The 22,505-nt window shown below is 65.0% G+C and carries 17 protein-coding genes and 1 pseudogene; 10 read left to right on the top strand and 8 right to left on the bottom strand.

Annotated features, from left to right (window positions below):
* Positions 1–80: 80 nt before the first annotated feature.
* The 3 genes from bioA to bioF are packed head-to-tail and all read left to right on the top strand — an operon-like array spanning position 81 to position 3,297.
* Positions 81–1,424, top strand: coding sequence for an adenosylmethionine--8-amino-7-oxononanoate transaminase (gene bioA, locus AAIL66_RS07170; RefSeq protein ID WP_343496359.1), 1,344 nt, complete (start codon positions 81–83; stop codon positions 1,422–1,424).
* A complete protein-coding gene (bioD, locus tag AAIL66_RS07165) occupies positions 1,421–2,104 on the top strand; it encodes a dethiobiotin synthase (RefSeq protein ID WP_034351399.1) in 684 nt (227 codons plus the stop codon). The genes bioA and bioD overlap by 4 nt, the downstream gene beginning before the upstream one ends.
* Complete coding sequence (gene bioF, locus AAIL66_RS07160) at positions 2,101–3,297, top strand: 8-amino-7-oxononanoate synthase (RefSeq protein WP_343496358.1); 1,197 nt, start codon at positions 2,101–2,103, stop codon at positions 3,295–3,297. Before bioD ends, bioF begins: the two co-directional genes overlap by 4 nt.
* Positions 3,298–3,332: 35 nt before the next feature.
* Here bioF and AAIL66_RS07155 read toward each other — a convergent pair whose 3' ends face one another.
* Positions 3,333–4,814 carry a PLP-dependent aminotransferase family protein gene (locus AAIL66_RS07155; RefSeq protein WP_343496357.1) on the bottom strand — a complete coding sequence of 494 codons (1,482 nt, stop codon included), beginning with the start codon at positions 4,812–4,814 and terminating at the stop codon, positions 3,333–3,335.
* A gap of 108 nt (positions 4,815–4,922) precedes the next feature.
* On the opposite strand from AAIL66_RS07155, the gene AAIL66_RS07150 reads away from it, so the two are divergent.
* The 3 genes from AAIL66_RS07150 (at position 4,923) to AAIL66_RS07140 (ending at position 8,398) form a co-directional block, all read left to right on the top strand.
* Positions 4,923–6,152, top strand: a complete 1,230-nt coding sequence (locus tag AAIL66_RS07150) for a benzoate/H(+) symporter BenE family transporter (protein WP_343496356.1) — start codon at positions 4,923–4,925, stop codon at positions 6,150–6,152.
* Between the two features lie 4 nt (positions 6,153–6,156).
* The gene (locus tag AAIL66_RS07145) at positions 6,157–6,981 is read left to right on the top strand and encodes a YggS family pyridoxal phosphate-dependent enzyme (protein ID WP_343496355.1); all 825 of its coding nucleotides are present in this window, start codon (positions 6,157–6,159) and stop codon (positions 6,979–6,981) included.
* 217 nt (positions 6,982–7,198) lie between these two features.
* Complete coding sequence (locus tag AAIL66_RS07140; RefSeq protein ID WP_343496354.1) at positions 7,199–8,398, top strand: aspartate aminotransferase family protein; 1,200 nt, start codon at positions 7,199–7,201, stop codon at positions 8,396–8,398.
* 120 nt (positions 8,399–8,518) lie between these two features.
* On the opposite strand, the gene alr is transcribed toward AAIL66_RS07140, so the two are convergent.
* Complete coding sequence (gene alr / locus AAIL66_RS07135) at positions 8,519–9,625, bottom strand: alanine racemase (RefSeq protein WP_003070517.1); 1,107 nt, start codon at positions 9,623–9,625, stop codon at positions 8,519–8,521.
* 133 nt (positions 9,626–9,758) lie between these two features.
* Here alr and lplT point away from each other — a divergent pair, with 133 nt between their 5' ends.
* Positions 9,759–11,060, top strand: coding sequence for a lysophospholipid transporter LplT (lplT, locus tag AAIL66_RS07130; protein WP_343496353.1), 1,302 nt, complete (start codon positions 9,759–9,761; stop codon positions 11,058–11,060).
* 87 nt (positions 11,061–11,147) lie between these two features.
* Positions 11,148–12,032, top strand: a complete 885-nt coding sequence (locus AAIL66_RS07125; protein ID WP_343496352.1) for a DMT family transporter — start codon at positions 11,148–11,150, stop codon at positions 12,030–12,032.
* A gap of 124 nt (positions 12,033–12,156) precedes the next feature.
* Here the strand turns inward: AAIL66_RS07125 and AAIL66_RS07120 are convergent, their stop codons facing one another.
* Positions 12,157–12,672: an AmiS/UreI family transporter gene (locus AAIL66_RS07120; RefSeq protein WP_003070509.1), complete on the bottom strand. Its 516-nt coding sequence runs from the start codon at positions 12,670–12,672 to the stop codon at positions 12,157–12,159.
* Between the two features lie 115 nt (positions 12,673–12,787).
* On the bottom strand, positions 12,788–13,939 hold the full coding sequence (locus tag AAIL66_RS07115) for a helix-turn-helix domain-containing protein (protein WP_045839407.1): 1,152 nt from the start codon (positions 13,937–13,939) through the stop codon (positions 12,788–12,790).
* A gap of 161 nt (positions 13,940–14,100) precedes the next feature.
* Here AAIL66_RS07115 and AAIL66_RS07110 point away from each other — a divergent pair.
* A pseudogene (locus AAIL66_RS07110) lies at positions 14,101–16,123 on the top strand (PQQ-dependent dehydrogenase, methanol/ethanol family).
* 128 nt (positions 16,124–16,251) lie between these two features.
* Complete coding sequence (locus AAIL66_RS07105) at positions 16,252–17,682, top strand: aldehyde dehydrogenase family protein (RefSeq protein ID WP_343496351.1); 1,431 nt, start codon at positions 16,252–16,254, stop codon at positions 17,680–17,682.
* 55 nt (positions 17,683–17,737) lie between these two features.
* Here the strand turns inward: AAIL66_RS07105 and AAIL66_RS07100 are convergent, their stop codons facing one another.
* The 4 genes from AAIL66_RS07100 to amt all read right to left on the bottom strand — a co-directional run bounded on the left by AAIL66_RS07100 (position 17,738) and on the right by amt (position 22,472).
* On the bottom strand, positions 17,738–18,490 hold the full coding sequence (locus AAIL66_RS07100; protein ID WP_045839249.1) for a ProQ/FinO family protein: 753 nt from the start codon (positions 18,488–18,490) through the stop codon (positions 17,738–17,740).
* Positions 18,491–18,566: 76 nt separating this feature from the next.
* Complete coding sequence (glcF, locus tag AAIL66_RS07095; protein WP_224649495.1) at positions 18,567–19,820, bottom strand: glycolate oxidase subunit GlcF; 1,254 nt, start codon at positions 19,818–19,820, stop codon at positions 18,567–18,569.
* Between the two features lie 18 nt (positions 19,821–19,838).
* On the bottom strand, positions 19,839–20,987 hold the full coding sequence (gene glcE, locus AAIL66_RS07090) for a glycolate oxidase subunit GlcE (RefSeq protein ID WP_343496350.1): 1,149 nt from the start codon (positions 20,985–20,987) through the stop codon (positions 19,839–19,841).
* Positions 20,988–21,119: 132 nt separating this feature from the next.
* On the bottom strand, positions 21,120–22,472 hold the full coding sequence (gene amt, locus AAIL66_RS07085) for an ammonium transporter (protein ID WP_034406877.1): 1,353 nt from the start codon (positions 22,470–22,472) through the stop codon (positions 21,120–21,122).
* Positions 22,473–22,505: the final 33 nt, after the last annotated feature.

Genomic DNA, 22,505 nt, shown 5'->3' with positions numbered 1-22,505 from the left:
ATGGCCCTGCCTCTGGTGCGGGCCAGGCCGCGCTGCGCCTGCGTTTTGACAAGGCGGGTGATTCGCCTCAGGAGTTTTTGATGGAACACAGTCTTGCCAGCCGCAGCGTGCGCCATGTCTGGCACCCCTGCACCCAGATGAAGCGGCACGAAGCCGCGCCGCCGATTGCCATTGACCACGCCACCGGGCCCTGGCTGGTGGACACCGAGGGCCGCCGTTATCTGGACGGCATCAGTTCCTGGTGGGTCAATCTGTTCGGTCACTCGCATCCGCATATCCGGGCGGCGCTGACCGAGCAGATGTGCAAGCTCGATCATGTGATGCTGGCCGGCTTCACCCATGCCCCCGTGGTCGAGCTGTCCGAGCGCCTGGCCGGCCTGACCGGCCTGGGCCATGCGTTCTACGGCAGTGACGGTGCTTCGGCCACCGAGATCGCACTGAAGATGAGCGCTCATTACTGGCGCAACCAGGGGCATCCTGCCAAGCACCGCTTCGTGGGCCTGGCCGGCGGCTACCACGGCGAGACGGTAGGCGCGCTGTCGGTCACCGATATTGCGCTGTTTCGCGATGCCTATGGCCCCCTGGTGCGTCTGTCGGCCACAGTGCCCAGTCCCGATGCACGCCAGGCCAGGCCCGGCGAAACCGCTGCCGATGTGGCACGCCGCGCAGCAGAGGGTCTGGAGTCCTGGTTGCAGGCGCATCACCAGGAGACTGCTGCCCTGATTCTGGAGCCGCTGGTGCAGTGCGCCGCCGGCATGGCCATGCATGACGCCGAATACCTGCGTCTGGCCCGTGCGCTGTGCGACCGCTATTCAGTGCATCTGGTGGTGGACGAGATCGCCGTGGGATTTGGCCGCACCGGCAGCCTGTTTGCCCACCAGCAGGCCGGTATCAGGCCGGACTTCATCTGCCTGTCCAAAGGGCTGACCGGCGGCACGCTGCCCTTGTCTGCCGTGCTGACCACCGACGCGGTCTATGCCGCTTTTTATGACGACGATGCCGCTCGCGGCTTTCTGCATTCGCATTCCTATACCGGCAACCCCCTGGCCTGTCGCGCTGCCGTGGCCACGTTGGAGCTGTTCGAGCAACTGGACCAGCTGGCTGCCAATCGGCAGCTGGCCCGGAAAATCAGTGCTGCATTCGCCGGGCTGAATGCTCACCCCCGCGTCAGCAACGCGCGCCAGCAGGGAATGATCTGGGCCTGGGACATCGATACTGCCTTGCCGGACTTTGCACAGCGCTACCACGAGGCGGCTCTGGATCTCGGTCTGCTGCTGCGCCCCATAGGACGCACGCTGTACTGCATGCCGCCCTATGTGCTGAACGATACCGATATCGCCCACCTGGGTCAGGCCGCGCTGGCCGCGTTGAATACCACCTTGCAGCAGGAAGCGGAGCTCGCCGCGAAGAAGGGTAAAGCATGATCGGCTGTTTCGTCACGGGCACCGATACCGGTGTGGGCAAGACCCTGGCCAGCTGCGCGCTGCTGCACGCACTGGCAGGCCACCATTCGCGCGTGGTGGGCATGAAGGCCGTGGCCGCAGGCGCCGAGCCCGACGGGCAGGGCGGCTGGGTCAACGAAGACACGGTGGCCTTGCGCGCGGCCTCCACGCTGGCCGTGCCGGCAGCGCTGGACAACCCCGTGCTGCTGCCCGACCCCATGTCGCCGCATATTGCAGCCCGGCGCGCGGGCGTGGAGGTGACGCTGGCGCCGATTCTCGACGCCTACCGACAACTGGCCGCGCAGGCCGACGCCGTGGTGGTCGAGGGCGCGGGTGGCTGGCGCGTGCCGCTGTCCGAGACTCTGTGCATTGCCGATCTGGCCGTGGCGCTGCAACTGCCGGTGGTGCTGGTGGTGGGGCTGAAGCTCGGTTGTCTGAACCATGCGGTGCTGACCGCAGAGGCGATTCGCGCCGCCGGCTTGCCGCTGGCGGGCTGGGTGGCAAGCCGTGTGGAGCCGCAGATGCTGGTGCCCGAGGAAAACATGGACTGGCTGCGCAACCAGCTGGGACGGCTTGGCGCTCCGCTGCTGGCCGATATTCCGTGGCAGGCCACTCCCGATCCTCGCCTGACCAATTTCTCCTTGCCCAAGGAATGGCAATGACCGCATCTTCCAATTTCTGGCTGCAGGATATTCCACAGCAGCTGGCAGCCCTGGACGCCGCCGCGCTGCGCCGTACCCGCCGTACCGTAGCGCCCCTGCAAGGCGCGCGCATTCTGGTCGACGGGCAGCCCATGCTGCAGTTCTGCAGCAACGACTATCTGGGGCTGGCACAGCACCCGGCCATGATTGAGGCGGCCTGCGCCGGTGCGCAGGATTTCGGTGTGGGCTCGGGCGGCTCTCCAATGGTCAACGGCCATAGCACGGCCAATGCCGCGCTGGAGGAGGAACTGGCCCGCTTTGTGCAACTGCCCCGTGCGCTTTACTTCTATGCCGGGTTTGCCACCAACGCCAGCATCATCCCGGCGCTGGTGGGGGCGGGCGACGCCATTTTCTCTGACGCTCTGAACCACGCCAGCCTGATCGACGGCTGTCGCCTGTCGCGTGCCAAGATCCACCGTTTCGAGCATGGCGATCTGGCTGCATTGGAGCAGCTGCTGGCTGCTTGCCCGGTGCAGCGCAAGCTGGTGGTGAGCGATGCCGTCTTCAGCATGGATGGCAATGTGGCAGATATCGAGGGGCTGCTGGCACTGTGCGAGCGCTACGACGCGTTGCTGCTGCTGGACGATGCCCACGGCTTCGGCGTACTCGGCCCGCAAGGCCGTGGCAGCCTGGCGGCTGCGGGGCTGACAGGGGTCAAGGCCTCGCCGCGTGTGCTTTACATGGCCACGCTGAGCAAGGCGGCTGGCGTGTCGGGGGCCTTTGTTGCAGGACATGCGCTGCTGATCGAATGGCTGCTGCAAAAAACGCGTAGCTACACCTTTGCGACCGCCGCCCCTGCGATGTTGGCGCGCGCATTGCAAACCAGTCTGCAACTGATTGAGGAGCAGAGCGCTTTGCGCGAGCAGCTGCAGGCTCGGATTGCCCAGCTGCGTGCGGGGCTGCAGCCCTTGTTGCAGGGCAAGGACTGGCGGCTTTTGCCATCGGACACGGCCGTGCAGGCACTGGTGGTGGGCGGAAATGACGCTGCGCTCGGCCTTATGGAGGGGTTGCGCCGCCATGGCCTGTGGGTGCCGGCGATTCGCCCTCCCACCGTGCCCGTGGGCACGGCGCGGCTGCGTATTGCCTTGTCGGCGCTGCATACCGAGGCCGATGTGAAGCAATTGCTGGCGGCGCTGCAGGAGCTTGCCGGCTGAGGCCTGGCCGTTTTGCGCTGGCGCGCCGGTCGCTGTCAGTGGCGTAGCGCCTGCAGTACCTGCGCCAACTTCCTCGCGGCGACTTCCAGCTCATGCGGTGTGTGAGCGGCAAATCCCATGAGAAAACCCGCCTGTTGCGGGCTTGATGCATGCAGCTGCGTCAAGCCGAGCAGGTCTATGTCCGCCCTGCGCGCGCTATCCACGGCGGCGCGTTCAGCAATGCCGTGCAACAGGGTGCAAGGCATCTGCATGCCTCCCGCCGGCACCCGTGGCTCGAGGAAGTCGCCCAGATGCTCGCGCACCAGCCGCGCCAGCACATCGCGTCGCTCGGAATAGACGGCGCGCATGGTACGCACATGCGCACCCAGGTGCCCGCCTTCGATGAACCGCGCCAGCGTCAATTGCGCAATCGCTGCGCTGTGTCCATCCAGCAAGGTTCGCGCCACCGTCATGGGGGCGACCAGCGAAGCCGGCAACACCATATAGCCTATGCGTAGCCCAGGGAACATCGATTTGGTGAAGGTGCCGACATAGATCGTGCGCTCGTGCTGATCCAGCCCCTGCACGCAGGCCATGGGCTTGCCGGCGTAGTGAAATTCGCTGTCGTAGTCATCTTCGATGATCCAGGCCTGCTCCTGCTGCGCCCAGGCTATGGCGGCCAGCCGGCGATCCAGAGCCAGAGTGGTGCCCGTAGGGAACTGGTGGGAGGGTGTCAGAAACACCGCCCTGGCAGCGGGTAGGGTCTGCAGTAAGTCCACCCGCATGCCGTCGCCGTCCAGCGGCACGGGCACACATTCCAGCCCGGCCGCATCGAAGGCTTTGCGTGCGCCGTGATACACAGGGTCTTCGATGAAGATGCGATCACCGGCATCGAGCAGTACATTGGCGCACAGGGTCAGAGCCTGTTGCGAACTGGTCAGCACCAGCACGCGCTCGGGCGTGGCACGCGCGCCGCGCTCCAGGTTCACATAGGCGGCAATGGCCTGGCGCAAAGCCTTGGTGCCCTGTGGCGGACTGTGCAGCAGAGCCCGGGTGCCGTGCTCCTTGAGCACCTGCCGCTGCAAGCGCTCCCAGGTCTGAAGCGGGAAGTTGCGTGTCTCGGGCACACCGGGCGCAAAAGCGCGTGGCGCGAGGAAGTCACGCAGGCCACCGCCCGCGAACATGGCTGCGCCGCGTTGGCTCAAACGCAGGGCGGGAACGCGCGCCAAAGGACTTTGCATCAGGCCGCGTCCCGGAAGGCGTTGCACCTGCTCGGACACAAAGCTGCCGCTGCCCGTGCGTCGTTCGATAAAGCCTTCGGCATGCAGCTGGCCATAGGCGGCCTCCACCGTATCGCGCGAGACACCCAAGGATTGGGCCAGGGCTCGCGATGCCGGCAGGCGCCGGCCCACGTCCAGCGCGCCATCGAGGATCAGGTGCCGTATGGCCCGCTGGATGCGGGCATGCAGCGGCAAGGCGCCATGAGCGGGGTCTCCGATCCAGGCTTTGACGGATTCGAGTTGGGCGTGCTTGAACAAATGGTCTGTATTCCTACAAAAAAGTGGCTGGGGGTATCAGGCCATTTCGATTCTATAAATCTGTTGCCCCATGGGGTCAATCACTTTTCCGGGAGCCCTTGCAAGACCATGTCAACCACCCACTCGCCTTCGTCTCTTCGCTGGAACGATCTCACACATCCCATAGTGGCAGGCCTGATCTCGGTCATCGTCAACTACGGCGGTACCTTCATCCTTGTGTTCCAGGCGGCCAAGGTGGCGGGCCTCGGCCCCGAGCTGACGGCCTCCTGGGTATGGTCGATCTCGATTGGCGTAGGGGTGACAGGTCTGCTGCTGAGCTGGGTGACGCGCGAGCCCATCATCACGGCCTGGTCCACACCTGCTGCGGCATTCCTGGTGACTGTCTTGGCGAGCACGCCCTATGCCGAAGCAGTGGGGGCCTACCTGGTCTCCGCGCTGGCTTTCGTGGTGCTGGGACTGTCGGGATATTTCGAGCGCGTCATCCGGCTTATTCCTGCCGGCATTGCGGCCGGATTGCTCGCGGGCATCCTGCTGCAATTCGGTATCAAGGCGTTTGGTGGCATGAGCGTCGATCCCATGCTGGCGGGCCTGCTGATCGCGACCTATGTGGTGCTCAAACGGATTTCGGCACGCTATGCCGTCGTCGGCATCCTGGTGCTGGGGCTGGTCTTTTTGCTGTCGCAGAATCGGGTCGATCTGTCCGGGCTGGAGTTGCAGCTTGCTGCCCCAGTGTTCACCAGGCCGGAGTTCTCGCTCAATGCCTTGCTCAGCGTCGCGCTGCCGCTGTTTCTCATCACGCTGACCGGCCAGTACATGCCCGGCATGCTGGTGCTGCGCAACGATGGCTTCAAGACCAGCGCCAATCCCATCGTCACGATCACGGGTCTGGGCTCGCTGCTCATGGCTCCGTTTGGCTCGCATGCGTTCAACATCGCCGCGATCACCGCCGCAATCGCTACCGGCCCGCAGGCGCATGAAGATCCCTCCAGGCGCTGGATTGCCGGCGTTGCTGCAGGCATGTGCTACATCCTGGTCGGCGTGTTCGGGGTCACGCTGGCGGCGGTCTTCATGGCCTTTCCCGCCACCTTCATCACCACGCTGGCAGGTCTCGCCCTGCTGGGCACCATTGGCGCCAGCCTGGCCACGGCCCTGGCGGATGCCAAGGTGCGCGAGGCCGCGCTGATCACCTTCCTGGCCGCCGCCGCCAACATCACGTTGCTGGGTATTGGCGGCGCCTTCTGGGGACTGGTCATAGGGCTGCTCGCCTATGCCGTCCTCAACGGCCGGCTGCCGTTGAGCGCACAGCCGGGCGCGATAGCCGCCATGGAAAAAGGATGAGGTGATGCCCATGACTTCAGAAACCCCGACCCGTCACGATCAACATGGCCTGTACCCCGAGGCCGGCACGGTAGAGGATTTGCGCCGCAACCTCGCCACCGTGCAGGAGCGCATTGCATCTGCCTGCCAGCGCGTGGGGCGTGATCCAGCCAGCGTGCGCTTGCTGCCCGTCAGCAAGACCAAGCCGCAAGCCAGCCTGCGTCTGGCTTATGCAGCGGGCTGCCGCCTGTTGGGCGAGAACAAGGTACAGGAAGCGTTTGGAAAATGGGAGTCCATGCAGGACCTGGCCGATCTGCGCTGGTCGGTCATCGGTCACCTGCAGACCAACAAGGCCAGACTGGTGGCACGTTTTGCCAGCGAGTTCCAGGCATTGGACAGCCTGCGCGTGGCAGAGGCGCTGGACAGGCATCTGCAGGCTCAAGGGCGGTCGCTGGACGTGTTCGTGCAGGTCAATACCTCGGGCGAGGCCAGCAAATATGGCTTGAATCCCGAGGATGTGCCGGGTTTCATCCAGCAACTGCCCGTGTTTTCCGCGTTGCGCGTGCGTGGTCTGATGACGCTGGCGCTGTTTTCCGCCGAAGCCGAACGGGTGCGTCGGTGTTTCATTCTCCTGCGCGAGCTGCGCGATCAGCTGCAGCAAAGCGCGCCTGCGGGCATGGAGCTGGATGCGCTTTCGATGGGGATGTCCGGCGATTTCGAGATCGCCATCGAGGAGGGCGCTACCGTGGTGCGCGTGGGGCAGGCCATCTTCGGCGCGCGTCCGTTACCCGATAGCTATTACTGGCCAACGCGCTCTGATCCGCAGACGCCGGAATCCGTTACCGATTGATATGGCATAGGCGCAATCGCAGGTGGCTTGTGCCCGCGCTGTGCGTTGCGGCCGTAGCAAGCCGGCCAATCTGCCGCCAAGTCCTGCAGGTGCTGCGCCATGCCCGGCAGGCGCAATGCGCGCTTTTGCCGCTGAGACCGGGCATTGGCCCGCTGCAGAGTTCTCTTGAACTGGTTGATGTCCGCCAGTTTTCTTTTACATCCCACCGGAGCATTGCATGCCACAAACCGACTCCCATCTGATGAGGGCATACGCCCGCCAACCTGTTTCTTTTGTGCGCGGTCGCGGTGCCAGCCTCTGGGACGAGCAGGGGGTGGAATACCTGGACGCCATCGCCGGCGTGGCTGTCACCAGCCTGGGTCATGCCCATCCGGAGATCGCCGCCGTCATGGCCGAGCAAGCCGCGACGCTGCTGCATACCTCCAACGTGTTCCGTATCGACTGGCAGGAGCAGCTTGGCGAGCGCTTATGCGCGCTCGCCGACATGGAAAAGGTGTTCTTCTGCAATTCGGGTGCCGAGGCCAATGAGACGGCTCTCAAGCTCGCCCGCTTGCACGGGCATCGCAAGCAGGTGGCCGAGCCGCAAATTCTCGTGATGGAGAACGCTTTTCATGGCCGCACGCTGGCGACACTCGCCGCCACGGGCAACGCGGCCAAGCAACAGGGCTTCGAGCCGCAGATGCCGGGCTTTGTGCGCGTGCCCTATGACGACATCGATGCGGTGCGCCGTGCGGCTCAGGAAGTACCAGGTATCGTCGCCGTGCTGGTCGAGCCCGTACAGGGTGAGGGCGGCATCCGTGTCGCCAGTCGCGGCTACCTGCGCGCTCTGCGCGAGCTCTGCGACAGCCAGGGCTGGCTGCTGATGCTCGACGAGATACAGACCGGCCTGGGCCGCACAGGGGCCTGGTTCGCGCACCGGCACGCCGGTATCACGCCCGATGTGATGACCCTGGCCAAAGCACTGGGCAATGGCGTTCCCATTGGCGCCTGTCTGGCACGTGGCACGGCCGCGAACCTGTTCTGTCCCGGCCAGCACGGCTCCACCTTCGGTGGCAATCCGCTGGCATGCCGCGTGGCCTGTGCCGTGCTCGACATCATGGAAAGAGACGGCATTGCGCAGCGGGCAGCCCTGCTGGGCGAGCGCCTGTTGGCCGGGCTGCGGCTGGCTCTGGGAGGACACCCAGACGTGCAGGCCATCCGAGGCCTGGGCCTGATGGCAGGGATCGAGTTGAACCGAAACTGCCAGGAGCTGGTCGGTCGCGCGCTGGCCGAACAGCGATTGCTGATTACCGTGACCCGTGAGCGCACGATTAGGCTGTTGCCGCCGCTGATTTGCGACGAGGCACAGATTGACGACATCGTTGCCAGAGTCGCCAGCCTGTGCCTGGACAGTGCACCAAGCCGCCACACTGTTTAGCTGCCGGTGCGTGAGCGCTGTGGCCGAAGTCGCCGCGCCGGGCAAAGGCATGCAGCACGCTTTCTGAAGCGATATCAAGCCACTGTGCTTGCCGCGGTTTTTTGACTGCAGCAGGCCGGTCTACTTGCCCGCACCCTCCACCTGCTTGGGAACGCGGGGTGCCACGGCACACATCAGCTCGTAGCCCAGAGTGCCGGCAGCAGCGGCTACCTCGTCGATGGGCAGCACGGCACCATTGCTGGCTCGACCCCAGAGCGTGACCTCGCTGCCCAGCCTGGCCTTGGGTACGGGGCTCAGGTCCACGGCCATCATGTCCATGCTGACGCGGCCCAGTGTGCGGGTGCGCACACCGTCCACCAGCACGGGCGTACCCGTGGGGCAGACGCGCGGATAGCCGTCCGCATAGCCGCAGGCCACCACGCCCAGGCGCAGCGGTCCGTCGCACTGAAAACGCGAGCCGTAGCCCACGGTGTCACCGGCATGCAGTTCCTGCGTGCCTATGATTTTTGACGACAGCGTCATGGTCGGCTCAAGACCCCAGTGAGCCGCATCATGAGTGGGAAAGTCTGGCGAGCTGCCGTAGAGCACGATGCCGGGGCGCACCCAGTCGCAGCGCACATTGTTCTCGTCACCATGCAGCAAGGTGGCAGCGCTGTTGCTGACGCTGCGCTCGCCGGGCAGGTCCAGCGTGGTTTCGTGAAAGACCCTGAGCTGGTGATCCAGGCCATGCTCCACATCGGCATCGCTGAAGTGGGTCATGAACGAGATCTCGTCGACCTGGGGCAGAGCGTTCAGCCGCGCATAAGCCGCACGAAAACGCTCGGGTGTAAAGCCCAGCCGGTTCATCCCGCTGTTCATCTTGAGAAAGACACGGTGGCCGACCTGGGTCTTGTGGGCGGCCAGCCAGTCGATCTGCTCGTCGCAGTGCACTGCATGCCAGATGCCCAGACGCGAGCAGATTTCCAGGTCGCGCAACTCGAACACGCCTTCGAGCAGCAGGATGGGGCCGCGCCATCCCAGATTGCGCACGCGCTGGGCCTCATCGAGGTCCAGCATGGCAAAACCGTCCGTCGCTCGCAGACCCTCAAACACGTTTTCGATACCGTGGCCATAAGCGTTGGCTTTGATCACGGACCACAATTTGGCATCAGGGACGGCTTGCCGTACCCGCTCCAGGTTGTGGCGAACGGCTTCAGGATGGATGGTGGCAGTAATGGGACGAGGCATGGTTTTTCTCAATCAGACCAGTGGGATTCTGGCACTGTCAGCTGGAGCCTGCGTGATATAACCGCCAGTCACTTGCCACGGGGTCTATTATTTCCTTGGCATCGGTCCGTCCGGTGCCAGTTACAGCTAATTCATGAAGCGCGGTTTCTACACCATCATGTCAGCGCAGTTTTTCAGCTCGCTGGCAGACAACGCCTTGTTTGTGACCGCTGTAGAGCTGTTGCGTGCCAATGGTGCCCCCGAGTGGCAACGTGCTGCCCTGGTGCCCATGTTCGCCCTGTTCTATGTGGTCCTGGCCCCCTTTGTCGGAGCCTTTGCGGACGCCTTGCCCAAGGGCAGGGTCATGTTCATCAGCAATGCCATCAAGGTGATGGGTTGTCTGATGATGCTCTTCGGCCATCATCCCTTGATCGCCTACGCCGTCATCGGGCTGGGCGCGGCCGCCTATTCGCCGGCCAAGTACGGCATCCTGACCGAGCTGCTGCCGGCCTCTCAACTGGTCAAGGCCAATGGCTGGATCGAGGGGCTGACCATCACCTCCATCATTTTGGGCGTGCTGGTAGGCGGCCAACTGGTGGGGCCGACCATTTCCCAGCATCTGCTGGGCTTTGACTTCCCGTATTTCAATACCGGCGTGGACACCCCAGCCGAGGCCGCAATTGCCCTGCTGATCCTGATCTACGTCGTGGCGGCCTGGTTCAATCTGCATATTCCGCTGACGGGCGTGGCCATGCGCCCGCTGCGCGAAGACCCGAACAAGAGCCTGGTTGCCAATCTGCTGGGTCTGCTGCCCGACTTCTGGCAGTGCAGCAAGCGCCTGTGGGCCGACAAGCTGGGCCAGATTTCGCTGTCCACCACCACGTTGTTCTGGGGGGCTTCGGGCAATTTGCGCTATATCGTGCTGGCCTGGGGAGCTGCGGCCCTGGGTTACAGCACCACCCAGGCCTCGGCCCTGGTGGGGGTGGTGGCAATCGGTACGGCCGTCGGTGCGGTGCTGGCATCCATGCGCATGCGCCTGGACAACGCCACGCGTGTGATCCCCCTGGGCGTGCTCATGGGCCTGCTCGTGGTCTGCATGATCTTTATCGACAATCTCTGGGTGGCCGTGCCCTTCCTCATTCTGCTTGGCGGTTTGGGCGGATTTCTGGTCGTTCCCATGAATGCGCTGCTGCAGCATCGCGGCCATAATCTCATGGGCGCGGGTCGCTCGATTGCGGTGCAGAACTTCAACGAGCAACTGGCCATTCTGGCCATGGGCGGCTTCTACAGCCTGTCCACCAAGATGGGGCTGACTGCCTTTGGTGCGATCACGGTATTCGGTCTGCTGGTTGCCGCTAGCATGGTGCTGATCGGCATCTGGCACTGGAATAATTGCAGAAGGCACCCGGCCGAGGTTGAAAAACTGCTGGAAGTCGCCCGCCGCGACTGCCATTGAAGCTCTGCAGCTGGCGCCGACAAGCTGCATTCACTACACGATCAATAGCTTCTAACGCTTGCAGAGCAAACGTTAGAAGCCTTTTTTATGCACAGTCCACTGCCTGTATTTGCGCTGCTGCTCAATGCCCTTATCTGGGGCTTGTCATGGTGGCCGTTTCGTCTCATGCATGAAGCCGGACTGCATCCGCTGTGGGCCACGGCATCGATGTATGCGCTGGTGCTGGCCGGTCTGCTGGCGCTGCGCCCCGCCAGCATCAGGCAGGCCTGGCAATACCCGGTGCTCTTGCTGCTGGCGGCCAGCTCGGGTCTGAACAACGTGGCTTTCAACTGGGCCGTGACCGTGGGCGACGTGGTGCGCGTCATCCTCTTGTTCTATCTCATGCCCGCCTGGGCGGTGCTGCTGGCCTGGAAGCTGCTGGGCGAAAAGCCCACGCCCATGGCGCTGCTGCGCCTGTTGCTGGCCTTTGGCGGTGTGGTGCTGGTGTTGCTGCCCGCCGATGCCTCGCTCTCCGGGTTGTTTACCGGTCTCACCCTGGCCGATGCGCTGGCCGTGTTTGGCGGCTTCATGTTTGCACTGACCAATGTGTTGCTGCGCCGCTTTCAAGGCATTCCGGCCCAGGCCCGCATGCTGGCCATGTTTGCCGGCTGCATGAGCATGGGCCTGCTGACCGCCTTGAGCGCCAGCAGCGCTGGCATGGTGCCGGGCTTTCCTGCTTTTGATGGCAGTTGGGCCTTTCTCGCACTTGGCTTGGCCGTGGTTTTGATGTTTGGCAACTGGGCTCTGCAATTTGGCGCAGCGCGTCTGCCCTCGGGCGTGACCTCGGTGGTCATGCTGTCGGAAGTGGTGTTTGCCAGCATCTCCTCGGTGCTCATCGCCCACGAGCAGCTCAGCGCACGCACGCTGGCCGGCGGTGCGCTCATCATGGGAGCAGCCTTGCTGGCCACCTTGGGCAGAGCCCCGAGAAAATAGCCCAAACCACATCAAGGATACCGAGGAAGGGCCTGGGCCGGCCGCGCCGCACCGAAGGTGTCGTCCCCCTCCCGAAGAGAGAGGGGGAAGGCGGGGCCGCCCAGGCGCACAGCGCCTCAGGGGGTCACATCAGCTTCCCAGCCAGGATCAGGTATCCGGGTACCCAGCCCGTGAGCACGCCCTGGGCAATGCACAGCCAGCCCGTGGGGCGTTCAATGCTTTTCCTCAGGGCCAGCAGCGCGAAGAACAAGGCCCAGAGTACGGCCCAGGCGGCCCAGTTGACGCCCATCCACCAGTCCAGCCCCGAGCTGGCGCTGGTCAGCGTATCGAGGGCGACGGGAACAGCGGTGATTGCCACGAACAGGCTGAACCAGCCCAGACCTCGGCCGTCGGCACCGCTGAAGCGATTGAAAGCCACCCAGAGATAGGTGAAGGCGAACAGCAGGGTCAGAGCGCCGCTCTTGACCGATGCCGCGTCGGCCGCCGGGCCGAAGATGCTGGCCAGACCGATGCATAGCGACACCACCCCGGTGAAGATATTGATGACCCAGATTTCCTTGTCGGCAATCTTGCCCAGCATCCACAGGCCGTTGAGAAACAGCACCGCACCCACATAAAACAGCGACAAACCCAACCACATACACGCTCCTTGGCTGCAGGCCGGTGCAGCGCGGCCAGGATTGTGGGGCCGAGCGGGGCGGGGCGGAACCCTGGACGAACGCAAAAGAGTCTTGCGCCATGGGTCAGGAATGGGCTCAGAAACCCTCGTCCCGACCGCCGCGCAGGCGGCGGTACAGCGTGCCGCGCGAGATGCCCAGGGCGCGCGCTGCCTGGGAGACATTGCCGCCATGCTGGTCCAGCGTCTCCCGGATCAGCTGCGCGCTGTGCTCGCGCAGCGTCGCCAGGGGCTGTGCCTCGGCGACGGGCGTTGCTTCGGTGGTTGCGGGGCTGGCCTGGTCTTCCACGCTGCTGGTGTCCAGGTGCGAGCCAAGGCCATGCGAGGTTTGCAGATGCGCCTGCATCCAGACGCCCAGGCCGCTGGCCAGGCGCAGCGGCGCGGGGGCGGGCTGGCCGCTCAGTTGAAGCAGGCACGATAGATCATGGCCCAGCAGTTCCTGCGCGCTGCACGCTGTATCCAAGGGCTGGCCGATGAGCTGGGCGGCGGTGCCGTTCATCCAGGCGACGCGGCCATCGGCGGCCACGCCCATCAGCGCCTGCAGCGGCGTGTGCAGCAGGGCAGGCGTCACCTGAAAGCGCAGCACCAGATGCTCGTGCGACTGAGCCTGCAGCAAGGTGTTTTCGATGGTCGTGGCGTACATGCCGACCACGGGAGCGGCATCGAAACTGAAATGCTGCTGTTCCACCATCAGATTGAGCACCCCGGCCAGGCGGCCGTGCACGTCGCGTATGGGGGCTGCTGCGCAGCGGAAGGCGTGCAGCTCGTCGAAATAGTGCTCGCCGTTGGTGACGGTACAGGCCTGGCCGGTGGCGGCGACGATGCCCGGGGCGGTCGTGCCCATGGCCTGCTCGGACATGTTCAGGCCGACCCGCTCGTCACGGGGCCTCATGGATGCTGGGGAGACATGGAGCACGATGCCCTTGTCGTCCGTCAGCATCACGCGCGTGCCGGTGCCCGCCAGCGCCTGCTCCAGGGTCGGCAGCTCGTGCTGCAGTGCCTGCAGCAGGCCGCGGCAGCGCTCCTGCGTGGCATGCAGCCGACTGGGGCTGACCGGAGCCAGAGCCAGCCGCCGTCCATTGCAGTGCTGGCGCTGGCTGCGCAGCCAGGACTGGATGACCGCCTCGCTGACCAGGCCCGAGGGGCGTATGCCGGCCTCGAAGAACTGGCGGCGAGCCTGCAAGGCCCGCTCCGCCCCGGTGCTCGAGAAGCACTGCTGTAGCGCGTCCATCGCGCGTGGCTCATCAACGTTCATGTCATGCCCAGGCTGTCCGCAGGAGCGGTCAATGTGTTCCGCAATGGAACAGTTCTAGCCTGGGGAAATCCCGATCATGAAGAAAAACAGGCGATACACCATGCTTTGCGGCATAGCAATCACAACAGGAGACCTCGATGAAACGGCTGATCGACAACTCTCATGGACGGCCCGGTCGCATGGCCTGGATGCTGGCCGCCTGCCTGGGCAGCGCAGCGGCCCTCGCGCAAGCCGACCCTGCGGCGCAGGCCGCGGCCGCCGTGCAGCGAGTCGATGGCGCTTTCATCAGCGCCAATGCCGCGAAGACGCCCGACTGGCCCACCATCGGCGTGGACTACGCCGAGACCCGCTACAGCCGCCTCGATCAGATCAATGCCGCCAACGTCAAGGACCTGGGCCTGGCCTGGTCGTACAACCTCGAATCCACGCGCGGCGTGGAGGCCACGCCTGTCGTCGTGGACGGCATCATGTACGTCAGTGCCTCGTGGAGCTTGGTGCACGCCATCGACACTCGTACCGGCAACAGGATCTGGACCTATGACCCGCAGGTCGACCGCAGCACCGGCTTCAAGGGTTGCTGCGACGTCGTCAACCGCGGCGTGGCGCTGTGGAAGGGCAAGGTCTTTGTGGGTGCCTGGGACGGCCGCCTGATCGCGCTCGATGCCGCCACCGGCAAGGAGGTCTGGCAGAAAAATACCTTCGAGGGGCAAAAGGGGTCGCTGACCATCACGGGTGCGCCGCGCGTGTTCAAGGGCAAGGTCATCATCGGCAACGGCGGCGCCGAATATGGCGTGCGCGGCTACATCACGGCCTATGACGCCGAGACCGGCGAGCAGAAATGGCGCTGGTTCAGCGTGCCCGGCGATCCGTCCAAACCCTTTGAGGACGAATCCATGAAACGCGCCGCCAGGACCTGGGACCCCAGCGGCAAATGGTGGGAGGCCGGCGGCGGCGGCACCATGTGGGACAGCATGACCTTCGATGCCGAGCTCAACACCATGTACGTGGGCACGGGCAACGGCTCGCCCTGGTCGCACAAGGTGCGCAGCCCCAAGGGCGGCGACAACCTGTACCTGGCTTCCATCGTGGCCCTGGATCCCGACACCGGCAAATACAAGTGGCATTATCAGGAAACGCCGGGCGACAACTGGGACTACACCTCCACCCAGCCCATGATCTTGGCCGATATCAAGATCGCCGGCAAGCCGCGAAAGGTCATACTGCATGCGCCCAAGAACGGCTTCTTCTTCGTGCTCGACCGCACCAATGGAAAGTTCATCTCGGCCAAGAACTTCGTGCCCGTGAACTGGGCCAGCGGCTACGACAAGAACGGCAAGCCCATCGGCATTGCTGCGGCACGCGACGGCAGCAAGCCCCAGGATGCAGTGCCGGGCCCCTATGGCGCGCACAACTGGCACCCCATGTCCTTCAACCCCCAGACTGGCCTGGTGTATCTGCCTGCGCAGAACGTGCCCGTCAACCTGATGGACGACAAGAAATGGGAGTTCAACCAGGCCGGACCGGGCAAGCCCCAGTCGGGCACGGGCTGGAACACGGCCAAGTTCTTCAATGCCGAGCCGCCCAAGAGCAAGCCTTTTGGTCGCCTGCTGGCCTGGGACCCGGTTGCGCAAAAGGCCGCCTGGAGCGTGGAGCATGTCTCGCCCTGGAACGGCGGCACGCTGACCACGGCGGGCAATGTGGTGTTCCAGGGAACGGCCGATGGCCGCCTTGTGGCCTATCACGCGGCCAGCGGCGAAAAGCTGTGGGAAGCGCCCACGGGCACCGGCGTGGTGGCCGCGCCCAGCACCTATATGGTGGACGGCAAGCAGTATGTCTCGGTGGCCGTGGGCTGGGGCGGTGTCTACGGCCTGGCTGCGCGCGCCACCGAGCGCCAGGGGCCGGGCACGGTCTATACCTTCGTCGTGGGCGGCAAGGCCAGGATGCCGGAATTCGTGGCCCAGCGCACGGGCCAGTTGCTGCAGGGCGTGAAATACGACCCCGCCAAGGTCGAGGCCGGCACCATGCTGTACGTGGCCAACTGCGTGTTCTGTCATGGCGCGCGGCATGCCGGACTTCACGGGCAAGCTGTCGGGCGATGACGTGGAGTCCATCAAGGCCTTCATCCAGGGTACGGCGGACGCCATCCGGCCCAAGCCCTGAAGCTTGCACTTCACCACGCCGATGCGTCGGGCCGCCGGAGCGTCGGACCGCCGGTGCGCCCGAGCCACGCACCGGCGGGCCCAGATCGCAAACCTCTTCTTTTGACTCGATACCAAGGAAATAGCCTCATGCAAGACCATCTGCAGTTCTATATCGACGGCCAATGGGTGAATCCGGTCAGCCCGCGCAGCCTGGAGGTCATCAATCCCTCCAACGAGCAAGCCATTGCCCGCATCAGCATGGGCTCGGCCCCCGACGTGGACAAGGCCGTGGCCGCCGCGCGCCGCGCCTTCGAGAGCTACTCGCGCACCAGCCGCGAAGAGCGCCTGGCCCTGCTGGCCAAGGTGCTGGAGGTCTACCAGAGCCGCTACGGCGACTTTGTGCAGACCATCTCGCAGGAGATGGGGGCGCCGCTGTGGCTGTCCAAGGCGGCACAGGCCGCCATGGGCGTGGCCCATCTGAGCTCCACCATCGAGGTCCTCAAGAACTTCGCCTTCGAGCATGTGCAGGGCAGCACGGCCGTCATGCATGAGCCCGTGGGCGTGGTCGGCATGATCACGCCCTGGAACTGGCCCATCAACCAGATCATGTGCAAGGTCGCCCCGGCCCTGGCCGCGGGCTGCACCATGGTGCTCAAGCCCTCGGAGGTCGCTCCGCTCAATGCCCTGCTCGTGGCCGAGGTGTTGCACGAGGCCGGCGTGCCGGCAGGCGTCTTCGACCTCGTCAACGGCGACGGCCCCGGTGTGGGCGAGGCCATGTCCTCCCACCCCGGCATAGACATGATGACCTTCACGGGCTCCACGCGCGCGGGCATTGCCGTGGCCAAGGCCGCGGCCGACAGCGTCAAGCGTGTGGCCCAGGAACTGGGCGGCAAGTCTGCCAACATCGTGCTGGATGACGCCAACCTGCAGAAGGCCGTGACCCAGGGCGTGCAGGCGGTGCTGATGAATTCGGGCCAGAGCTGCAACGCACCCACGCGCATGTTTGTGCCGCGCGCCCTGCATGGGCAGGCCGTGGAGATCGCCCGTAGCGTCGCCGGCGCAGCGACCGTGGCCGATGCGCTGGCCGAGGGCATGCACATGGGCCCCGTGGTCAGCGAGGCGCAATGGGGCAAGATCCAGGCCCTGATCCGCAAGGGCATTGAAGAGGGGGCGACCCTGGTGGCGGGCGGCACAGGCCGCCCCGAAGGGCTGGCCCGGGGCTACTTTGTCAAACCCACGGTGTTTGCCGACGTGAGCAATGACATGAGCATTGCGCGCGAGGAAATCTTCGGTCCCGTGCTGGTGATGATTCCCTACGATGACGAGGAAGACGCCATCCGCATGGCCAACGACACGGTGTACGGCCTTTCGGGCTATGTGCAATCGGGCAGCCTGGAGCGTGCGCGCCGCGTGGCCGCGCGCCTGCGCACAGGCATGGTCCACCTCAACGGCGCGGGGCCTGACTTCAATGCGCCGTTCGGCGGCTACAAGCAGTCAGGCAATGGCCGTGAATGGGGCGAGCACGGTTTCCGCGATTTCCTCGAAACCAAGGCTGTCATGGGCTACGGCGCGGCCTGATCTATTCAAAATCAATAGCTGCTGGCGCCCATTTGATAGGCGTCAGCAGCTATTTTTACTGAATATTCTGCTGACGGCGACGCGCGCGTTCCAGCTGCTGTACGACCTGACGCGGATTCATGCCGTACATCTCGGCGAACTCCTGCTCCGAAGTCTGGCCGCTGAGCTGGAAGGAGCGCAGCAGCGCCTCGTCCTTGGCGGCGCGGGCATCGGCCTCGGCCAGGGCATCTACCACCAGGGCGTTGGTCTTTTCGTCACGGCCCTGCACGCGCTCGGCGTATTCCTCGCGCGTGAGACCGGAGGCTTCGTAGGCGACGACGATGCGGTTGCGCAGCTTGGGCGTCAGGTCTTCCTGCGTGCGCTGCTGGCGGCGGCGGAAGACTTCGATCAGCGCGTGGTGAACATGCTCGGGCAGAGTGGCTTCCACGGGCTGACCGCTCAGGTCATGGCGCTGCTGACCGCTGGCCATGGCCGCCAGATAGCGACCGGAGCGGGTGTGCTGCTGCAGCGCGCTCTTGAGTGCGTCCTTGTCCAGCTCCGGGTGGGCGGCCAGCAGGTCTTCAAAAATGCCGCGCTTGAAGGGCAGCAGCTGTTCGCCGAACAGGGCCGGGTGCCACTGTGCCAACTGCTCCAGCAAGGGGTGTTGCGGACGTGCGGCCTGCGGGGCGGCTTTGGCTGCGGGAGCCGGGTTCTGGCGGCCACGGCCGCCTCGGCGCGAGCGTGAGCCGGGCTGCGAGTCCTGCACGCTGTGCTGCGATGCCGCTTGCGAGGCTTTCTGCTCTTGTGATTCAGACACGATTTCAGTCATGGCAAAGCCCGTGGGCCTGGGAAAACAAAACCCCCAATCATGCCAGCATTGCAAACTGCAGTGGCATGCGGGGGTGTCAGCCGGTGGCCAGGGCCTGATCCAGCAGCTCCACCCAATGCATGACCGGGACCTCGGTACCGTTTTGCAGATGGACGATGCAGCCCATATTGGCCGAGAGAATCGCTGCGGGCTTTTCTGGGGCGAACGGCTCGTCCAGTGCGGCGATCTTGCGGTCGCGCAGCTGGTGCGAGATTTCAGGCTGCAGCACCGAGTAGGTACCTGCAGAGCCGCAGCACAGATGGGATTCGGTGCGCGCCACGCGCAGATCGAACCCCAGCTCGCGCAGGCCCGCTTCCACGCCGCCGCGCAGTTTCTGCCCATGCTGCAGCGTGCAGGGCGGGTGATAGGCCACGGGGGCCCGGGGCACCGTGATGCGGTCCTTGAGCTTGTCCACCAGCTCGGGCAGCATGTCGGGCAGCAGTTCGCTGAGGTCGCGGGTCAAGGCGCTGATGCGCGCGGCCTTGTCGGCGTATTGCGGCTCCAGCCGCAGCAGATGACCGTATTCCTTGACGGTGACGCCACAGCCCGAGGCGTTCATCACGATTGCCTCGACCTCGCCGCGCTCGACAAGCGGCCACCAGGCATCGATATTGGCGCGCATCTGGGCCTTGCCGCCGTCCTGGTCGTTGAGGTGGAACTTCACCGCGCCGCAGCAGCCGGCCTTGTCGGCAATCACGGTCTGCACGCCCACGGCGTCCAGCACCCGGGCCGTGGCGTAGTTGATGCGGGGCATCATGGCCGGCTGCACGCAGCCGGCCAGCAGCAGCACCTTGCGCGCATGTTCCCGTGAGGGCCAGGCTCCGGCCTCCTGGGCGGCCGGAATTTTTTCGCCCAGGGACTCCGGCAGCAGGCCTTTCACGGCGCGGCCCAGCTTCAGCGCGGGGGCGAATAGCGGGGAGTTCATGCCCTCCTTGAGCAGCCAGCGCTGCAGCTTCTCGCCCGCCGGGCGTTCGACCTGTTCATCGACGATCTTGCGACCGATATCGACCAGATGGCCGTACTGCACGCCGCTGGGGCAGGTGGATTCGCAGTTGCGGCAGGTCAGGCAGCGGTCCAGGTGCAGCTGTGTGGCCCGCGTGGGTGTTTGCCCTTCCAGCACCTGCTTGATCAGATAGATGCGGCCGCGCGGGCCGTCCAGCTCGTCGCCCAGGGTCTGGTAGGTGGGGCAGGTGGCGGTGCAAAAGCCGCAATGCACGCATTTGCGCAAAATGGCTTCGGCTTCCTGGCCTTCTGGCGTGGCACGGTATTCGGGCGCGAGATTGGTTTGCATGGGGTGCTGTCCTTGTTCTTACCAATGCGCCGAGAGACGGCCCACATTGAGAATGCCGGCGGGGTCGAATGCCTGCTTGAGCCGGGCATGCAGCTGTGCCGATGTGCGGCCGGCCGGGCTGGCCTGCGCATGAACATCAAGATCGCTGTTGGCGCTTGTCTGATTGGCGTCCTCGGCTCTGAAAAGAGAAGCGGACCCGCCGGCTGCCTGCGCGAGTTGCTGCAAGGCTGCGGCGGCCGAACGCGGGGCCTGCACCCAGCGCTGAGCTCCATGCCAGTCGATGAACGGGCCTGCTGCACCTTGCGGCAGCTGCAGCGGCGCCGTGGTCGCAGGAACGGACAGACGCCACAGACAATGATCGGCAGCGCGCTGCTGGAACCAGGGCAGGTTCAGATCGCGGCTGGCGCTCCAGTCGGCGGCAACGGCGTCGCTGTCCAGCCGCTCGCCACCCAGGCGCAGTGTGGCGGCCTGAACGGCGGCGCGGGCGCCGCGCAGTCGCAGATACAGCGTGCCCTTTCCGTCTTCTTCCAGCCAGTTGCTGGCATTGAGCGGCAGAGGCTGGCCGCCCCAGTGATTGAGCCAGTCCAGAGCCTGCTCCTGGCTGCAGGCGTCAAAGCGCAGCGTGGCCTCGGCCGGAGCCACGGGCAGGACCTTGAGGCTGATCTCGGTGATCAGGCCCAGCGTGCCCCAGCTGCCCGTCATCAGGCGCGAGACGTCATAGCCGGCCACATTCTTCATGACCTGGCCGCCGTAGCGCAGCAGCTCGCCCTGGCCGTTGATCATCTCCAGGCCCAGCACGAAGTCGCGTACTGCGCCAACGCTGGCACGCGACGGGCCCGACAGGCCTGCGGCGACCATGCCGCCCACGGTGCTGGCGGCGCCGAAGTGCGGCGGCTCGAAAGCCAGGCACTGGCCCTGGCTGGCCAATGTTGCCTCCAGCTCGGCCAGCGGCGTGCCGGCGCGCACGGTGACCACCAGCTCGCTGGGCTCGTAGCTGACGATGCCGCTGAGCGCGCGCGTGGACAGCGGCTCGCCCTGCAGACGCAGGCCGTAGAAGTCCTTGCTGCCGCCGCCGCAGATGCGCAGCGGGGTCTTGTCACTGGCAGCGGCGCGAATGCGCTCGCCGAGCTGATTGATTTGGCTGGTGGCTGAATCCATGGCCTGCATGGTAGCCGGGGCGCCCCCGGGGCAGGAAGGCCTGGTCTTTGATTTTTTTGAAAAGCAGGCGTGAATAAAAAAGCCCCGCAGTTCGCACTGCGGGGCAACGTAATGAAACTGAACTTGCGAAGAGCCTGCCGCTTAACGGGTGTAGGCCACCTCACCGTGAGAAGTGATGTCCAGGCCCTGGCGCTCGGACTCTTCCGAGACACGCAGACCCACGGTCAGATCGGCAATCTTGTAGGCCAAGAAGGAGACCACGCCGGACCAGACGATGGTCACCAGCACGCTCTCGACCTGCACCCACAGCTGATGCGCCATGTTGTAGCCTTCGGGCTCGATACCGCCCAGGCCCTTGGCGCAGAACACGCCGGTCAGGATGGCACCCAGGATACCGCCGACACCGTGGACGCCGAACACGTCGCAGACGTCGTCAACCTTGAGCAGGCGCTTGAGGCCGGACACGCCCCAGAAGCACAGAGGGCCGGCGATGATACCCATGACGATGGAGCCCATGGGGCCGACAAAGCCGGCGGCGGGGGTGATGGTCACCAGACCGGCCACGGCACCCGAGGCAGCACCCAGCATGGAGGCCTTGCCGCGCAGCAGCGCTTCGGCCACGATCCAGGAGATGGCGGCAGCGCCGGTCGCGAGGATGGTGTTGATGAAGGCCAGGCCAGCAACGCCATTGGCGGCACCGGCAGAGCCGGCGTTGAAGCCGAACCAGCCCACCCACAGCAGCGAAGCGCCCACCATGGTCAGCGTCAGGCTGTGCGGAGGCAGGGCTTCCTTGCCGAAGCCGATGCGCTTGCCCAGCATGTAGGCACCCACCAGACCGGCCACGGCGGCGTTGATGTGCACCACGGTGCCGCCCGCGAAGTCCAGCGCGCCATCGGCACCCAGCAGACCGCCGCCCCACACCATGTGGGCCATGGGGATGTAGCTGAAGGTGAACCACAGCACGGAGAACACGATCACGGCCGCGAACTTGATGCGCTCGGCAAACGCTCCCACGATCAGCGCCACGGTGATGGCGGCGAAGGTGGACTGGAAGGCCACGAACACATATTCGGGGATGGTCTTGAGCATGGACGACAGCGTGTCAGGCGTGATGCCCATGAGGAACAGCTTGTCGAAGCCTGCGAAGAACTTGCCCTCGCCGCCAAAGGCCAGCGAGTAGCCGTAGATGGCCCACAGCACGGTGATCAGCGAAAAGATCACGAAGACCTGGGCCAGCACGGACAGCATGTTCTTGCTGCGCACCAGGCCGCCGTAGAACAGCGCCAGGCCGGGGATGACCATCAGGATCACCAGCATGGTCGAGGTCAGCATCCAGGCGGTGTCGCCGGCGCTCAGGGTGGGAACGGCCTCGGCCGCTGCTTCGGCCACAGGCGCTGCGGCGGCGGCAGCCGTTGCAGCTTCCTGGGCAAAGCCGGTGGCGCCGGCAGCCAGCAGGCCCAGTCCCAGGCCTGCGCTCAATAGTTTCTTGATCATGGCAATCTTTCTCAAAACGGTTCCAGAGAGACT

Source organism: Comamonas sp. F1-6 (genome assembly GCF_039581415.1).
Lineage (GTDB): Bacteria > Pseudomonadota > Gammaproteobacteria > Burkholderiales > Burkholderiaceae_C > Comamonas > Comamonas thiooxydans.
Note: the sequence above shows the minus strand (reverse complement) of the source record. Positions and strands in the feature narration are given on the sequence as shown.

Coding starts and splice junctions, on each gene's coding strand:
- AAIL66_RS07145 (WP_343496355.1), top strand. CDS start 6,157: ATGCCCATGACTTCAGAAACCCCGACCCGTCACGATCAACATGGCCTG.
- AAIL66_RS07150 (WP_343496356.1), top strand. CDS start 4,923: ATGTCAACCACCCACTCGCCTTCGTCTCTTCGCTGGAACGATCTCACA.
- bioD (WP_034351399.1), top strand. CDS start 1,421: ATGATCGGCTGTTTCGTCACGGGCACCGATACCGGTGTGGGCAAGACC.
- lplT (WP_343496353.1), top strand. CDS start 9,759: ATGAAGCGCGGTTTCTACACCATCATGTCAGCGCAGTTTTTCAGCTCG.
- AAIL66_RS07105 (WP_343496351.1), top strand. CDS start 16,252: ATGCAAGACCATCTGCAGTTCTATATCGACGGCCAATGGGTGAATCCG.
- AAIL66_RS07115 (WP_045839407.1), bottom strand. CDS start 13,939: ATGGACGCGCTACAGCAGTGCTTCTCGAGCACCGGGGCGGAGCGGGCC.
- AAIL66_RS07140 (WP_343496354.1), top strand. CDS start 7,199: ATGCCACAAACCGACTCCCATCTGATGAGGGCATACGCCCGCCAACCT.
- AAIL66_RS07125 (WP_343496352.1), top strand. CDS start 11,148: ATGCACAGTCCACTGCCTGTATTTGCGCTGCTGCTCAATGCCCTTATC.
- glcE (WP_343496350.1), bottom strand. CDS start 20,987: ATGCAGGCCATGGATTCAGCCACCAGCCAAATCAATCAGCTCGGCGAG.
- bioA (WP_343496359.1), top strand. CDS start 81: ATGGAACACAGTCTTGCCAGCCGCAGCGTGCGCCATGTCTGGCACCCC.
- amt (WP_034406877.1), bottom strand. CDS start 22,472: ATGATCAAGAAACTATTGAGCGCAGGCCTGGGACTGGGCCTGCTGGCT.
- AAIL66_RS07120 (WP_003070509.1), bottom strand. CDS start 12,672: ATGTGGTTGGGTTTGTCGCTGTTTTATGTGGGTGCGGTGCTGTTTCTC.
- AAIL66_RS07100 (WP_045839249.1), bottom strand. CDS start 18,490: ATGACTGAAATCGTGTCTGAATCACAAGAGCAGAAAGCCTCGCAAGCG.
- bioF (WP_343496358.1), top strand. CDS start 2,101: ATGACCGCATCTTCCAATTTCTGGCTGCAGGATATTCCACAGCAGCTG.
- alr (WP_003070517.1), bottom strand. CDS start 9,625: ATGCCTCGTCCCATTACTGCCACCATCCATCCTGAAGCCGTTCGCCAC.
- glcF (WP_224649495.1), bottom strand. CDS start 19,820: ATGCAAACCAATCTCGCGCCCGAATACCGTGCCACGCCAGAAGGCCAG.